We start from the raw sequence: 15,180 nt of genomic DNA, 5'->3' as shown, positions 1-15,180 counted from the left end.
CCTCGCGATTGCTCACTTCTCGACCACCGCCTTCATCCGCTCGAGAGTGGTGCGCATCCCCCGCTGGTTCGTACGACGACGCAGCGGGCCGAGCAGCAGCCAGTAGAGGCGCGTGGGGAGGTTCGGCTCCATCCGGAAGTACTCCGTGACGAGCGTGCCGCCGTCCTGGGGCTCGAGGCGGTAGCCCCAGTTGTTGACGGTCACCGAGTCGGAGCCGACCGAGAACTCGAAGACCTTCTCCGGCTCGCAGGCCGTGACCTTGCAGCCGGACCAGTAGGTCGGGCCGACGCCGTTGCGCTTCACGTGGCCCTTGAAGTACGCGCCGACCTCCGGTCCGGTCGAGCCGCGGGTCCACCTCGCCTCGAAGGTCTCCGGGCTGAACTCACCGATCCGGGTCACGTCGCTGACGAGGTCCCACACCTCGGCGGGCGGGGCGTCCATCCACACCGACACCTCGTCGCCCAGAGACGGCAGCTTGATCATCGAATCTCCTTGTCGGTGGTCGAAGAAGGACGAAGTCCTGTCACGAGACCCATCAGCAGTAACCCATCAGCTTGGCCGTCAGGTCGCGCAGCACCTCGTCGGCGCCACCCCCGATCGGCAGGATCCGGGCGTCGCGGTAGTGCCGCTCCACCTCGGTGCCGTGCATGTAGCCGGTGCCGCCGAACAGCTGCACCGCGCGGTCGCAGACGAAGGCCGCGCAGTCCACCGCCGTCTGCTTCGCCAGGCACGCCTCAGCGACGACGACGTCACCCGCGACGTGGCGGGCGGCGACGTGACGCGTGTAGGTGCGCGCGACCTCGACCTGGCGGCGCATCTCGACCAGCGTGTGCTGCACCGACTGGTGGGCGGCCAATGGCCGGCCGAACGCCTGCCGCTCGCGGACGTACGACGCCGCGAGGTCGAGCGAGCGCGCCGCGATGCCGTAGCCGTGGACGGCGAGCGCGATCCGCTCGACGACGAACTGCTCGGCGATCTGCGCGAACCCCGAGCCCTCCGGGCCGACGAGGTTGGCCGCCGGGACACGGCAGTCCACGAACGACAGCTCGGCGGTGTCGGAGCAGTGCCAGCCCATCTTGCGCAGCGAGCGGTCGACGGTGAAGCCGGGCGTGCCCTTCTCGACGACCAGCAGCGAGATGCCGGCGTGGCCTGGGCCGCCCGTGCGGACGGCCGCGGTGACGAAGTCGGCGCGGACGCCGGAGGTGATGAAGGTCTTCACGCCGTTGACCAGGTAGGAGCCCCCCTCCCGCACCGCCCGCGTGGTGATCCGGGCGACGTCGGACCCGCCGCCCGGCTCGGTGATCGCGAGCGAGCCGATCATCTCGCCGGCCAGGGTCGGCCGGACGAAACGGTCGACGAGGTCAGCGTCGCCGGACGCGGCGATGTGCGGGAGCGCGATGCCGCTCGTGAAGAGGCCGGCCATCAGGCCGCTCGACGCGCCGGCCTCGAACATCGCCTCCTGCACCGCGACCGAGTCGAGCAGGTCGCCGCCGCTGCCGCCGACCGACTCGGGGAACGCCACGCCCAGCAGCCCCAGGTCCGCCGCGGTCCGGTGAAGGTTGCGCGGGATCTCGCCCGCGTCCTCCCAGTCCTGGAGGTGCGGCACGACCTCGCGCCGGACGAGCTCCGCGGCGGTACGACGCAGCGCCTCCCGCTCCACCTCGCTGGTCGAGGAAGGACGAAGTCCTGTCACGAGACCCGGCTCCGTCATACGAGGCTCTCCTCGATCGACACCAGTCGCGAGCGCAGCCACTCGCCGAGCCCCTTGGCCTGGGGGTCGAAGCGGGTCGACGCCGCGACGCCGTCGCCGAGCAGCCCGTGGAGGACGAGGTTCACCGCGCCGAGGTGCGGCAGCAGCCAGACCTCGACGTCGAGCCCGTCGGCCTCCGGGAGCAGCGCAGGGATGCCGCGCGGCGACATCAGCTTGAACAGCCACTGCACGCGGGCGTCGTACACCTCAGGGGACGCGCCGTCGCGCGCCACCCACAGGCCGACGTTGGCGTCGCCGCCCTTGTCGCCGGAGCGCGCGTGGACGAAGGTGCCGAGCGGCAGGCGGCGGGTGAGCACGTCGGTCCGGCCCGGGTACGGCGACGGGCGCGCACCGGGCGCCTCGCCCTGCGGCACCCCGAGGCCGGGGTCGGCGACGACCTCGCGGGTGCCGTCGGCGTGGACGACCGTGTGGGTGACGTCGGCGCGGTCGACGTAGGCCGCGCGGTAGATGCCGTACGGCGTCGCCGGTCCGGGCGGTGCCGTCATCGTGAAGCCGGGGTAGGAGCCGAGGGCGAGCTCGACCGCCGCGGAGGTGAAGGCGCGGCCGACCGGGTCGGGGGATGCGTCCTTGACCGTGCACCGCAGCAGGGTCGAGGCGGACTCCTCGGTCGGTGCGTCAGGCGGCGGCGCCGTGACCTCGGACCACACGACCTCGGCTGCGGTGATCCGGCCGCCGAGCTGGTCGCGCACCCACTCGGCCTTGGCCTCGACGTCGAGCCCGGTGAGCACGAGCTCGACCTGGTTGCGCCACCCGCCGAGCTCGTTGACGCAGACCTTGAGCTGCTCGGGCGGCGCCTCGCCGACGGCGCCGGTAATCGCGACGCGGTCCTCGCCGACGTCCTCGAGCCGCAGGGCGTCGAGGTGCACGGTCACGTCGGGGCCGAGGTAGCGCGTGGACTGGATCTCGTAGACGAGCTGGGCGGTGACGGTGTCGACCGTGACCGCGCCGCCCGTGCCGGCGTGCTTGGTGATCACGCTCGACCCGTCCGCCGCGACCTCGGCGATCGGGAAGCCGAGCGGTCGGTCGCGAAGCGGCAGGTCGAGGAAGCCGCTGAAGTTTCCGCCGGTCGCCTGCGTGCCGCACTCGATGACGTGGCCGGCGACGACCGCGCCCGCCAGCTCGTCGTACGACGTCGGGGTCCAGCCGTGGTGCGCGACGGCCGGGCCGACGACGAGCGAGGCGTCCGTGACCCGACCGGTGACCACGACGTCCGCGCCGGCGTTCAGCGCGGCGGCGATGCCGAACCCGCCGAGGTAGGCGTTGGCGGTCAGGGCGCCCTCGAGCTGCAGGTGGCGTACGTCGTCGCCCTCGACGTGGGCGATCGCGGGGTCGAGGCCGAGCCCGTGGGCGACCTCGCGCAGCTTGTCGGCGAGCCCGGCGGGGTTGAGCCCGCCGGCGTTGGCGACGATCTTCACTCCGCCCTCGAGTGCGAGGCCGAGGCAGTCCTCGACCTGCCGGACGAAGGTGCGCGCGTAGCCGAGGTTCGGGTCCTTGAGCTGGTCCTTGCCGAGGATGAGCATCGTCAGCTCGGCGAGGTAGTCGCCGGTGAGGACGTCGAGGTCCCCGCCGTCGAGCATCTCGCGCATCGCGCTCAGCCGGTCGCCGTAGAAGCCCGAGCAGTTGCCGATCCTGATGCTTCCGGTGGTCGAGGAGGTCGCCCTGCGACCGTCACGAGACTCGCTCATCTCGGCGCCCTCCCCTCACCCGGCTGGCCGGCGAAGGCCTGGGCGATGTCGAGCCAGCGGTCGACGTCGGCGCCGGTGGCGACGAGGTCCGTGTCGGCGCGGTGGATGCGCTGCGTGACGAGCCGGCAGAAGTCACCCGCGCTGCCGGTCAGCGTCTGCGCGGCGTCCTCCGGTCCCCACGACCACACGTCCTCGGACGGCGACACCAGGTCGATCCGGAACTCCTCCGCGGGCACGTCGAGGCCGTGGACCGCGAAGGCGAAGTTCCGCGTGCGGACGCCAAGGTGCGCGACGTGCCGGATCCGGTCGGTGTCCTCGACCGGTACGCCGAGCCCCTCGTGGACGTCGAGGCTGTGCGCCCACGTCTCCATCAGCCGGGCGGTCGCCATCGACGTGGCCGACATCGGCGGACCGAACCACGGCATCTTCTGCCCGGCCGGGTACGACGTCAGCGCGTCGCGGAGCGCCTCACGCCCGGTGCGCCAGCGGTCGAGGAGGCCGTCCTCGCGGGCGATCCGGCGCGCCTCGGTGTCGACGAAGCCCTCGGGGTCGCCGATCGCGCCGAGCACGACGGCGTCCCACGCCTCCTTGTCGGTGGCGGCCATGAGCGCCACCTCGTCGGTCCAGGCCAGGTGGGCGACCTGGGTCGCGACGTCCCAACCGGTGGCCGGCGTCGGCGTGCGCCACCCGGCGTCGTCGAGGTCGCGGACCAGCGCGTCGAGCCGCTCGCCCTCGGCGTCGAGGTCGGCGAGCACCTGCCGCAGGACGTCGTTCACCTCAGGCCCTCGCCATCTCTCGATCCAGCACGTCGGCCCACTCGCCGAGGATCCGGCGGCGGCGGGTGGAGTCGTCGGAGATCGTCGAGGCGAGCCCGAGGCCGCGGACGAGGTCCAGGGTGGCCTGCACGAGCTCGCGCACCCCCGGCCTCGACTCGTCGGCGCCGAGCGCGGCGGCGGTCATCCGGTGGGCCTCGCGGCCGACCCGCTGCTCGAGCGGGGCGACCGCGGCGAGCAGCGCCTCGTCGGTGCGGGCCGCGACCCACAGCTCGAGCGCAGCGGCGAACACGGGGGAGGCGAAGTGGTCGCCGAGCATCGCGACGACGGCGCGGGTGCGGTTCCCGCCGGCCGGCAGGGCGTCGACGGCCCGGCTGAGCTCCTCGCCGCGGCGCTCGGTGAGGTGCTCGACGGCGGCGACGACGAGGGCGTTCTTGGTCGGGAAGTGGTGCAGCTGCGCGCCCCGGCTCACGCCCGCTCGCTCCGAGACGAGCGTCGTCGTCGTCCCGGCGAAGCCACGCTCGACCAGCAGCTCGACCGTCGCCTCCATCAGCCGGGCCCGCATCGCACGGGTGCGGTCCGCCTGCGGCACGCGGACCGGGCTCTCGACGGAGCTCGACGGGGAGGGCACGACGCCAGCCTGCCGTCGTACAAACAAACAGTCAAGCCTGACTTTTTGTTCGGCCACCGTGCCTGCCCATCCGCCGCGATAGTCCAGTGGGTTTCGGTCGTTTCCGGCACCGAGACGCAACCAAAAGCCACTGGACTACCTCCGGGGGCGGACGGAACACCCCCGCGTCCACAGGCGCGGCGTCCTCGGACACCGGCGGGTGTGTCAGTCGAGGCGGGCCACGAGTGGCAGGCGCGACCGGGCGGTCAGCCCGACCACCGCGGCGGTCAGCAGCGGCAGGGCGACCACGATGACGAGGACGAGCGCCCACGGGATCGCCAGGAACGGCCCGTCCGGTCCGGGGCCGGTGCTGCCGTAACCAGCCGTCAGCGGACGTGAGATCGCGATGCCCGGGATGAAGCCGATGGCGGCCCCGAGGACCGCGCCGACCGCGCCGATCACGAGGGCGTACGACGCCGCGACCCGGCGCCGGGTCCTCGGCGCCGCCCCGACGGCGGAAAGCGTGGCGAGGTCGGGTCGTGCGTCCGAGAGCGCGAGGAACGTCGCGGTCAGGGTCCCGCCGAGCATCAGCACGGCGCCCAGCGCGCCGAGCACCACGAGGATGATGACCGCCTCGGCGGGCCGCTGGTAGCCGCGCTCGACGTAGAGCGAGGAGTCGGTCACGACCGCGTCGACGGTCTCCCGGATCCGCGTCTCGGTCGCCTCGTCGAGGTCGCCGGTGAGCCGCAGGCTGCTCGTCGCGACCGGGATGCCGGCCGCACCGGCGACCTCGGTGGGCAGCACGGCCATCGCCGGGGCCGGCCCGAACCGGTCCGCGTCCCACGCGACGAGCCGGGCGGGCACGCGCTCGGACGACCGGGACTCGGGCTCCGTGGCCGACTCGCCGCGCCAGGTCTCGGTCCGAATGGTCACCTCGTCCACGGAGTCCGTGCGTGACGTGAAGAGCACGACCTGTCCCGCCGATAGCCCAGCGTCGACCAGGCGCGCCTCCTCGCCGTCGAGGCCGAGCTCGACCGCACGGTCGGCGACGACCGTCGACGAGAACCCGTAGAAGTCGAGGCAGCACTCGTCCTCCTCGATGCCGCGCGGGCCCTCGACGTAGGTGCTCGTGTAGCCGTTGGGGTCGTAGAGCTGCTCGGGCCCCCGGATCGCGGTCGTCCGCACCTCGGGGACGGCCCGGTGGATGGCGCTCTCGATCCGGTCCCACGTCGTGGCGACGTCGGGCGCGGCCTCGCCGGGCAGCACCTCGGGCGCCCACGTGAGCTCGCCCGCACCCATCGGGGCCTGCGGTCGGTAGGTCTCCTGGTTCTGCAGCTCGTCGCTCGCGTTGGCGATGCCGAGCGCGACGACGCCCGCGACCGTGGCGGCGACGGCGGCCACCGCCGGCACGGTCCGCGTGCGGTGGCGCGCGGCGTCGCGTGCGGCGTACCGCGCCGTCAGGGGCAGGCGTCCCGACCACCGCGCGAACGCTGCGACGACGACGGGGACGACGAGGATCATGCCGAGCACCGACACGATCGCGGCGCCGGCGATCCAGAAGGCCCCGCTGCTGTTGTCGGACGTCACGGCGCCGTACGCCGACGCGGCGACGCCGACGCCGAGGAGCACCAGGCCGACGACCGGTGTCGACGCGCGCGGGCGGCGGTCGCCGCGTCGTCCTGCCAGCACCGCGACGACGTCCTGCCGGCTGGCCAGCCAGGCCGGCACGACGGAGGCGAGGAGGGCCGAGACGAGGCCGAAGGCGACGATCGCGGCGAGGTAGCGCCACGGCAGCTCGAACGGGCCGAACCACTCGCCGTTGAACCGCTGGACGAGCGGCTCCAGGGCCCATCCGGCGACGACACCGAGGACCAGGCCGACGGCCGACGCGACCAGCCCGAGGACCAGTCCGCTGCCGAGGATCACCCGGCGCGACTGCCGCGGGGTGCCGCCCGACGCGGCGATGAGCGCGAGCGTACGGGCGTGTCGGCGCGCGCCGACCGCGAACGCGGGACCGGCGAGCAGGACGACCTCGATGAGGGCCATCACGACGATCAGCACGGCCACCGCGACCATCTCGCTGCTGCCCCCGCCCATGCCCATCTGCTCGGCGATCGCCGCGAAGTCGGGCGGGTCGGCCAGCACGGCGCGCGAGGTCACCAGCCCGCCGACGGCGTTGAGCTCGCGCACCGTCGACCAGTTCACGGGTCCGCCACTGACCAGCCACTCGCGCACGTTGGTCGAGTCGCTCGGCAGGTCGGCGACCGAGCCGAGCATGACCGGCTGGTCCCGCACGGTCGCGTCGCGTCCGGCGCCGACGATGGTCAGCATGGCGTCGCCCACGCGCACGTCGTCCCCGATGGCGAAGCCCTTGTCGAGCATCGCGTCGTTGACGACGACCTCGCCGGGTGCGCCGGGGAGCCGGCCGGTCTCGAGCCCGAAGAGCCCCCGGGCGAGCGGGTCGGACAGGTCGACGCCGGTGGTGCTGAAGCTGACGACCCGTTCCCCCAGCCGCGCCCGCTGCCAGCCGGCGGCGATGGGGACCAGCCGGGCGTCGTCGCCGAGCACGGCCTGGACGTCGGACGCGTCGAGCGGGTCGTCGTAGTCGAAGTCGCCGACCTGCATCCACGCGTCGCCCCGGATCGGGTCGGCCAGCTGGACCACCTCGCCGCGGCCCTCGGTCCGCACCCGCGCGTCGGCCGCGCCCATGACGCGGTCGGCGGCCTCGACGCCGGTGACCTCGGAGGTCTTGATGAGGACCGCGGCGGCGCTGACGGCCAGCACAGGCAGGCTGATCATCACCAGGACGAGGATGCTGCGGCCCCTGTGGCGCAGCGCGTCGCGCCAGGCGATGCGGAGCGCCGGGCGCCAGCCGCTCACCTCGAAGCCTCGTCGGCGAGCAGGGCCTCGGGCTCGTCGGAGCCGGTCTCGTCCACGACGACGCCGTCGCGCAGGAAGACCACCCGGTCCGCCCACGCGGCGTGGCGTGCCTCGTGGGTCACCATCACTCCCGCGGCGCCGGCGTCGCAGCGCGTGCGGAGCAGCCGGAGGATCTCCTCACCGGTGTCGGTGTCGAGCGCGCCGGTCGGCTCGTCGGCGAGGATCAGCCGGCGCTCGCCGACGATCGCGCGGGCGATCGCGACGCGCTGCTGCTGTCCGCCCGACATCTCGTCGGGGAAGCGGTCCGCCAGGTCGGCGATGCCGACCTCCTCGAGCGCGGTCAGCGCGAGCCGCCGCGCGATCCGCGCCTTCTCGCCGTCGAGCTCGCGGGGCAGGGCGACGTTCTCGGCGGCGGTGAGGGCCGGGATGAGGTTGAAGTCCTGGAAGACGTAGCCCACCGACGTACGCCGGATGCGGGCGCGTCCGGCGTTGTCGAGGGAGGCGAGGTCGGTGCCCTCGATCCACACCGATCCGGACGTCGGGGCGTCGAGGCCGCCGGCGAGGGTGAGCAGTGTCGACTTGCCGGATCCCGACGGACCCATGACGGCGACGAGCTCGCCGGGGTGGGCGCGGAAGGTGACGCTGCGGAGAGCGTGGACCTCGGTGGCACCCTCGCCGTGGATGCGCGAGACGGCGGCGAGGTGGAGGACGGCGTTCACCGGGCGGCCTCCTCTGCGGTCGTCGCGGCCGGCGCCTGACGTCGTACCTCGGTCGCGTCGGCGGCCGCGCGACGCAGCCGCGCCTCGCAGTGGTCGAGCCAGCGCACCTCGGCCTCCGCGTCGAATACGAGAGCGTCGAGGACCAGGCTCCACGCGAGGTCGGCGGGCTCGGTCGGCGTCGCGGCGCGTCCGGTGCGCTTGAGCCGGGTGTAGTCCTGGAGCGAGGCCATGGTGGCGCTGCGCTGGCGCTGGATGATCGTGCCGACGTCGACGCCCGGGAGCGTCACGGCGATGGCGAGCTTGATGGCCAGCTCGTCGCGCGGGGGCTGGGAGCGAGGCACCGGCGTGGCGAACCACTCCGACACCTCGCTCCGCCCCGCCTCGGTGGCGCGGTAGCTGACCTGGCGGTCGCTGCTCGTGTCGGCCTGGTCGGTCTCGTCGGCACCCCCGTGTCCGACGACCTCGACCAGTCCGTCCCGCTCGAGCCGGGTCAGGGTCGTGTAGACCTGCCCGATGTTGAGCGGCCAGGTCTCCCCCGTCCGCTGCTCGAACTCCGCCCTCAGCTGGTAGCCGTACATCGGCCCCTGCTCGAGGATCGCCAGCATCGCCTGCCGGATCGACATCCGTGCCTCCGTGATCGCGTCCCACCGCCCCCGTGAGCGATGAATACCGGGTATGTATACCACGTATGCACGGACGCACGCGTCCCTCACGTCACCTCGGTGGGCCGAGTCCCGCGCTAGTGGGCCGTTGCAACGCCCCATCAGCGCGGGAGTCACCGCCCAAGCGGTGACTCCTGCGCGGAAGTCAGACGGCGGCGACGGTGAGCACGATGCGGGCGCGCTCGACGGGGGCGAGCCAGCGGCGGCGGGCGCGGCGCAGCTTCCAGGTCGACCAGGCCAGGAACGGCACGGCCATGGCGATCGGCAGCCACGCGACCGGCGTCGCGGCGGCGCCGGTGAACAGCAGGGCGGTCATCGTCGTGACCAGCGAGAGCTTGCCGGCGTACGCCGCCATGGCCGCGTGCGGTGCCGGGGTGGCGCGCGGCGACGAGAGGTCGACGGAGTAGGGCGAGCGCACCGACCACGACATCGCCGTGGCGAGGATCTGCACCACCACGACGAGCCAGCAGGCCAGGACCGACAGGCCGGTGACCAGGGGCGGGAGGCCGTTGCGCAGCACCGCCAGCAGGACGGTCACGCCGGACACGGCGACCATGCACTCGGCGATGACGGTCGCCCGGGCGGCGAACACGTCGGCGGCCGGGACCGGCAGCGTCTCGCGCCAGACCATCCCCTTGCCGTCGAGGCACCACGCGTTGACCGCGAAGAGCAGCGCGGCGCCGCTCGCCGTAAGACCGGGCAGGACGATCACGGTGCTCCACTGGAGTCCGGCGACCAGCGCGAGCAGGCCGGGACCGGCGCCGAGGACGATCAGGCCGCGCCGCATGCCGATCGAGCGCCAGACCGAGCCGCGGTCGAGGCGTCGCAGGAGCGCCCGGTCGGCGGAGCCCCAGCGCGGGACGGGGACGGGACGGGCCTCGTGGACGCCCGACTGCACTCGCAGCTCCTCGCGCGGCGGGAGCCCGAGGGCCCAGGCGGCGGGCCGTGCACCCAGTACGACGGCGAGGCCGGCGAGGACGAGCAGCCCGAGCGCGACGGCGTACCACCGCTCACCCAGCATGGCGTCCGCGATCCACGTCGTCGGCAGCGCTCGGACGAGCGAGGACAGGGTGCCGGTGAGGTGCAGCAGCACGACGGCTGCGACGACCAGGCCGCCGCCGACCCGGACGACCAGCACGCCGTGCGGCGTGCGCCGGACCCCCTCGACGGCCCAGCCGATCGCCTGCCCGAGGGCGGTGGCGGCCAGGATCCACGTCACGGCGACGACCTGGGCGCTGACGAGCCGACCGGGCGGCGCGACGAGCGCGACAACAGCGAGCAGCCCCCACATCTGGATGAACCAGGCGAGGTTGAGCGGCGACAGCGCGAGGGCACCGAGGTGCTCGGTGCGGGCGCTGATCGGGTGGATCGCGGCCTCGCTGCGCGAGAGCAGCTCGCGCCCGCCCCCGGAGCTCATCGACGAGGTGATCGAGAGCACCAGGGTCCCGAGGAGCGCGGCGCCGACGTTGCCGGTCAGCGAGTCGACGAGCGTGTCGAGCAGGTCGCCGAGCTCGCCGCCGGCGTGGAGCGAGCCGGGGCCGAGGGCGAAGAGCACCGTGAGGCCGAGCATCACGACGACCCCGGCGACGAGGGCACCGCGGCGTCGTACGGTCCGGGAGCGGAAGGCGACGAGGTGGCCCGTGTCGCGCAGCGCGTCGGACCAGGCGTCAGTCGAGGAGGGCACGGTAGGCCTCGCCGGTCAGCTCGGCGGCCTGCATCGCGGCGACGCGGTTGCCGCCGCGCAGCACGACGGCGGTCCCGCACGCCTTGAGGGCGAGGTCGCGCAGGTGGGTGGAGAGCAGGACGCAGGCGCCGCGGGCGCGCGCGTCGGCGACCACCTCGAGCGTGGCCTCGACGCCGAGTGGGTCGACGCCGTCGAAGGGCTCGTCGAGGAGGAGGACGGCGGGCTCGTGCAGCGCCGCCAGCACGACGCTCAGGCGGCGGCTCATGCCGTGGCTGAACCCGCCGACCACGCGGTGCGCGACGTCGCCGAGCTCGAAGCGCTCCAGCATGTCGCGGCCGCGCTCCTCCCAGTCGTCCACCCGGCGCAGCCGGGCGGTGAGCTGCAGGTGCTCCCAGGGCGTCGCGCGCGGGACCAGGCCCCCGACGTCCGGGCAGTAGCCGACCACCCGCTTCACGCCGAGGGCGTCGGTCGCGGCGTCGTGCCCGGCCACCGAGACGGCGCCGGCGGTCGGCGGGACGACCCCGGCGAGGACCTTCATGGTCGTCGACTTGCCGGCGCCGTTGCGGCCGAGCAGCGCGGTCGCCTGCCCGCTGTCCGCGGTCAGGTCGACGCCCGACACGGCCTCGACGTCGCCGAAGCGGACGCGGAGGTCGCGGACGACGACGGCGGGGGTGTGGGTCACCGGACGATTCTCCCGCGCCTGCGGCTCTCGCGTGGCCGAATCGGCGTACCCGTCCGGCGAGCGCTGTAACGCCGGGTTGGTGCCTCTACCCACTACGAAGCAACATAGGGGGTACAGCACCTAACCCGGCGTTACAGCGGGTCAGGCCAGCCGGGGTCAGGCGGGGAAGGACCCGCCGCTCGCGGCCAGCTCGCGGAGGTACGGCGTCGGGCGGAACCGCTCGCCGTAGGCGTCGGCGAGCTCGTCGGCACGCGCCAGGAAGGCGTCGAGGCCGACCGGACCCACGCCGTGGCCCGTCTCGTCGAGCGCCTGCCAGCCGGTCATGAACTGGGCGGCGCCGCCGGTGAGCGGCGGGAAGCCGATGCCCATGATCGAGCCGATGTTGGCCGCGGCGGCCGAGGTGAGCACGCCCTCCTCGAAGCACTTCGCGGTCTCGAGCGCCTCGATGAAGAGCATCCGGTCCCGCACGTCGCGGATCGGGACCTGCTGCTCGGCGACCGGGAAGTGCTCGGCGAGCCCCGGCCACAGCGTCGTACGGCGCCCGGACTCGTCGTAGTCGTAGAAGCCGGCGCCCTTGAGGCGGGACGGCCGGCCGAGGCCGATCATCGTGGAGATCACGTCACCGGCCGGGTAGTCGCCGAGGTCGACGCCGTCGCGCGCTGCGGCGTCCTCGGTGGCCTTGCGGATCTTGGCCATCAGCTCCATGTTGAGCTCGTCGCTGATCTGCAGCGGCCCGACGGGGAAGCCGGCCGACGTGGCGGCGCGCTCCAGCGAGACCGGGTGCACGCCCTCGGCGAGCATCGTCAGGCCCTCGTTGATCTGCGTGCCGATGACGCGCGAGGTGTAGAAGCCGCGCGAGTCGTTGACGACGATCGGCGTCTTCCGGATCTGCTGCACGACGTCGTACGCCTTCGCGAGCGCGACGTCGGAGGTCTCGGCACCTCGGATGATCTCGACGAGCGGCATCTTGTCGACCGGGCTGAAGAAGTGCAGCCCGATGAAGTCTGCGGGCCGGTCGACACCCGTCGCGAGCTCGGTGATCGGCAGCGTCGAGGTGTTGGAGCACAGCAGCGCGTCCTCGTCGACGTACGGCGCCACCTCGGCGAAGACCTTGGCCTTGAGCGACGGGTCCTCGAAGACGGCCTCGATCACGAGGTCGCAGCCCGTGAGGTCGGCCGCGTCGGCGGTCGGGGTGATCCGGCCGAGCAGCTCGTCCGCCTTCTCCTGGGTGATCTTGCCGCGCTCGACGCCCTTGGCGTTGAGCTTCTCGGTGTAGGCCCTGCCCTTCTCGGCGGCCTCCAGCGTCACGTCCTTCAGCACGACCTGCATGCCGGCGCGGGCGCACGAGTAGGCGATGCCCGCACCCATCATCCCGGCGCCCAGCACGGCCACCCTGGTCGCCTGGAACCGCTCGATGCCCTGCGGGCGGAGCGATCCGGAGCTGATGGCCTGCAGGTCGAAGAAGAACGCCTGGATCATGTTCTTGGACTGCTGGCTCACGACCAGGTTGGTGAAGTAGCGGCTCTCGATGCGCGAGGCGGTGTCGAAGTCGACCTGCGCGCCCTCGACCGCCGCGCTCATGATCGCGCGCGGCGCGGGGTAGACCGCGCCCTTGGTCTGCTTGCGCAGCAGCGCCGGGAAGGCCGGCAGGAACTGCGCCAGCGCGGGGGTCTTCGGGGTGCCGCCGGGCATCTTGTAGCCGTCGCGGTCCCACGGGTTCTTCGCCGCGTCCGCGTCGTCCTCATGGGCGAGGATCCACGCCTTCGCGGCCGGGACCAGCTCCTCGCGGGTGGCGACGAGCTCGTCGACGAGGCCCTTGGCCTGCGCACCCTGGGGGTCGAACTGCGTGCCCGGCATCAGCACGTCCATCAACGCGGACTGCAGCCCCAGCATGCGTACGACGCGCGTCACCCCGCCGCCGCCGGGCAGCAGGCCGAGCGTCGACTCGGGCAGCCCGATCTTGACCGAGCGGTCGTCGACGGCGATCCGGTGGTTGGCCGCCAGCGCGATCTCGAGGCCGCCACCGAGCGCCGCGCCGTTGATCGCCGCGACCACCGGCCGCGGGAACGTCTCGAGGCGGCGGAGGCTGGCCTTGACCGCCTCGCCCATCGCGAAGATCTCGTCGGCGTCCTCGGCGGTGGCCTTCACCATCTCCTTGAGGTTGCCGCCGGCGAAGAAGGTCTTCTTCGCGCTCGCCAGCACGACGCCGGTGACCTCGTCCTGCTCGTCGTACAGCCGCTCGACCGCGGCCTGCATCGAGGCCTGGTAGAGCTCGTTCATCGTGTTCGCACTGGCCGTCGGGTCGTCGAGGGTCAGCGTGACGATGCCGTCGGCGTCGCGGTCGTAGCGGACGGCGGTCTCAGTGGTGGTGCTCATTGCTCTCCTTCGCTGGTCGAGGAGGGACGAAGTCCCGTCACGAGACCAGGCTCTGCAGGTGGGGCTGGTTTCGAGGCTCGGGCGCTGGGCGCCCTCGCAGCTCAACCAGCGACGGGGGAAGGTCAGACCAGCTCGACGATCGTGGCGATGCCCATGCCGCCGCCGACGCAGAGCGTGGCGAGGCCGCGCTTCTGGTCGCGGCGGGCGAGCTCGTCGACGAGGGTGCCGAGGATCATCGCGCCGGTGGCGCCGAGGGGGTGGCCCATGGCGATGGCGCCGCCGTTGACGTTGGTGACGTCGTGGCTGATGCCCATGTCGCGCATGAACCGCATGGCGACGGCGGCGAACGCCTCGTTGATCTCCCACAGGTCGATGTCGTCGACCTCGAGCCCGACCTTCGCGAGCGCCTTGCGCGCGGCCGGCGCCGGGCCGGTGAGCATGATCGTCGGGTCGGCGCCCGACACCGCGGTCGCGATGATGCGCGCCTTCGGCGTCAGCCCCATCGACGTACCGGCCTCCTCCGTGCCGATCGCCATCACGGCCGCGCCGTCGACGATGCCCGAGGAGTTGCCGGCGTGGTGGACGTGGTCGATCGCGGGGATCCAGTGGTACTTCTCGAGCGCCACGTCGTCGAAGCCGGCGTCGCGACCGATCTGCGCGAACGACGGCTTGAGCCCGGCGAGGCCCTCGACCGAGGTGTCGGGGCGCACGGTCTCGTCGCGGTCGAGGACGGTCACGCCCGACAGGTCGCGCACCGGGATGACGGCGTCGTCGAAGTAGCCGTTGGCCCACGCCTTGGCGGCGCGGTGGTGGGACTCGGCGGCGTAGGCGTCGACGTCCTCGCGGCTCCAGCCCTCGATCGTGGCGATCAGGTCGGCGCCGATGCCCTGCGGCACGAAGCCGGTTTGCAGCGCGGTGGCGGGGTCCATCGCCCAGGCACCGCCGTCGCTGCCCATCGGCACACGGCTCATCGACTCGACACCGCCGGCGAGGATGAGGTCCTCGAAGCCGGAGCGCACGCGCTGCGCGGCCTGGTTCACGGCCTCGAGGCCGGAGGCGCAGAAGCGGTTGAGCTGCACGCCGGCGACGGTCTCGGGGTAGCCGGCCTTGAGGGCAGCGGTCTTGGCGATGTCGCCGCCCTGGTCGCCGATCGGGGTCACCACGCCGAGCACGACGTCGTCGACGCGGGCCGGGTCGAGCGTGGGATTGCGGGTCTTGAGCTCGTCGAGGAGTCCGACGACCAGGTCGACCGGCTTGACCTCGTGCAGCGAGCCGACGGCCTTGCCGCGGCCACGAGGCGTCCGGATGTGGTCGTAGACGAATGCTTCTGCCATGCCA

At 73.1% G+C, this 15,180-nt stretch carries 12 protein-coding genes; all 12 read right to left on the bottom strand.

The genetic code is table 11. The features are described from left to right. Positions 1–12: 12 nt before the first annotated feature. The 12 genes from L2K70_RS13620 to L2K70_RS13565 all read right to left on the bottom strand — a co-directional run bounded on the left by L2K70_RS13620 (position 13) and on the right by L2K70_RS13565 (position 15,176). On the bottom strand, positions 13–483 hold the full coding sequence (locus L2K70_RS13620; RefSeq protein WP_236402719.1) for an SRPBCC family protein: 471 nt from the start codon (positions 481–483) through the stop codon (positions 13–15). Between the two features lie 52 nt (positions 484–535). After that, on the bottom strand, positions 536–1,711 hold the full coding sequence (locus L2K70_RS13615; protein WP_236402718.1) for an acyl-CoA dehydrogenase family protein: 1,176 nt from the start codon (positions 1,709–1,711) through the stop codon (positions 536–538). Beyond that, the gene (locus tag L2K70_RS13610; protein ID WP_236402717.1) at positions 1,708–3,456 is read right to left on the bottom strand and encodes an acyclic terpene utilization AtuA family protein; all 1,749 of its coding nucleotides are present in this window, start codon (positions 3,454–3,456) and stop codon (positions 1,708–1,710) included. The genes L2K70_RS13615 and L2K70_RS13610 overlap by 4 nt, the downstream gene beginning before the upstream one ends. Continuing rightward, a complete protein-coding gene (locus tag L2K70_RS13605; RefSeq protein ID WP_236402716.1) occupies positions 3,453–4,232 on the bottom strand; it encodes a TIGR03084 family metal-binding protein in 780 nt (259 codons plus the stop codon). The genes L2K70_RS13610 and L2K70_RS13605 overlap by 4 nt, the downstream gene beginning before the upstream one ends. A gap of 1 nt (position 4,233) precedes the next feature. Continuing rightward, entirely contained in the window at positions 4,234–4,860 is a 627-nt protein-coding gene (locus tag L2K70_RS13600; protein WP_308195818.1) for a TetR/AcrR family transcriptional regulator, read from the bottom strand. Between the two features lie 204 nt (positions 4,861–5,064). Then, positions 5,065–7,719, bottom strand: coding sequence for an ABC transporter permease (locus tag L2K70_RS13595; protein WP_236402715.1), 2,655 nt, complete (start codon positions 7,717–7,719; stop codon positions 5,065–5,067). Continuing rightward, a complete protein-coding gene (locus L2K70_RS13590) occupies positions 7,716–8,438 on the bottom strand; it encodes an ABC transporter ATP-binding protein (RefSeq protein ID WP_236402714.1) in 723 nt (240 codons plus the stop codon). The genes L2K70_RS13595 and L2K70_RS13590 overlap by 4 nt, the downstream gene beginning before the upstream one ends. Next, positions 8,435–9,061 (bottom strand): PadR family transcriptional regulator, encoded by a 627-nt coding sequence (locus L2K70_RS13585; protein WP_236402713.1) that lies wholly within the window; start codon positions 9,059–9,061, stop codon positions 8,435–8,437. Before L2K70_RS13585 ends, L2K70_RS13590 begins: the two co-directional genes overlap by 4 nt. Positions 9,062–9,245: 184 nt before the next feature. Beyond that, positions 9,246–10,784, bottom strand: coding sequence for a hypothetical protein (locus L2K70_RS13580; RefSeq protein WP_236402712.1), 1,539 nt, complete (start codon positions 10,782–10,784; stop codon positions 9,246–9,248). Then, positions 10,768–11,466: an ABC transporter ATP-binding protein gene (locus tag L2K70_RS13575; RefSeq protein WP_236402711.1), complete on the bottom strand. Its 699-nt coding sequence runs from the start codon at positions 11,464–11,466 to the stop codon at positions 10,768–10,770. Before L2K70_RS13575 ends, L2K70_RS13580 begins: the two co-directional genes overlap by 17 nt. A 156-nt stretch (positions 11,467–11,622) precedes the next feature. After that, positions 11,623–13,842 carry a 3-hydroxyacyl-CoA dehydrogenase NAD-binding domain-containing protein gene (locus L2K70_RS13570; RefSeq protein WP_236402710.1) on the bottom strand — a complete coding sequence of 740 codons (2,220 nt, stop codon included), beginning with the start codon at positions 13,840–13,842 and terminating at the stop codon, positions 11,623–11,625. Positions 13,843–13,964: 122 nt separating this feature from the next. Then, positions 13,965–15,176 (bottom strand): acetyl-CoA C-acetyltransferase, encoded by a 1,212-nt coding sequence (locus tag L2K70_RS13565; protein WP_236402709.1) that lies wholly within the window; start codon positions 15,174–15,176, stop codon positions 13,965–13,967. Positions 15,177–15,180: the final 4 nt, after the last annotated feature.

The organism is Nocardioides potassii, from assembly GCF_021648885.1.
In the GTDB taxonomy this organism is placed as follows: Bacteria; Actinomycetota; Actinomycetes; order Propionibacteriales; family Nocardioidaceae; genus Nocardioides; species Nocardioides potassii.
The sequence above is the reverse complement of the archived record's forward strand: the minus strand, read 5'-3'. Positions and strand labels throughout refer to the sequence as shown.

What these genes read in the sequence shown, in the direction of transcription:
- L2K70_RS13620 (WP_236402719.1), bottom strand. Translation starts at nt 483, where the DNA reads ATGATCAAGCTGCCGTCTCTGGGCGACGAGGTGTCGGTGTGGATGGAC.
- L2K70_RS13565 (WP_236402709.1), bottom strand. Translation starts at nt 15,176, where the DNA reads ATGGCAGAAGCATTCGTCTACGACCACATCCGGACGCCTCGTGGCCGC.
- L2K70_RS13570 (WP_236402710.1), bottom strand. Translation starts at nt 13,842, where the DNA reads ATGAGCACCACCACTGAGACCGCCGTCCGCTACGACCGCGACGCCGAC.
- L2K70_RS13585 (WP_236402713.1), bottom strand. Translation starts at nt 9,061, where the DNA reads ATGTCGATCCGGCAGGCGATGCTGGCGATCCTCGAGCAGGGGCCGATG.
- L2K70_RS13615 (WP_236402718.1), bottom strand. Translation starts at nt 1,711, where the DNA reads ATGACGGAGCCGGGTCTCGTGACAGGACTTCGTCCTTCCTCGACCAGC.
- L2K70_RS13610 (WP_236402717.1), bottom strand. Translation starts at nt 3,456, where the DNA reads ATGAGCGAGTCTCGTGACGGTCGCAGGGCGACCTCCTCGACCACCGGA.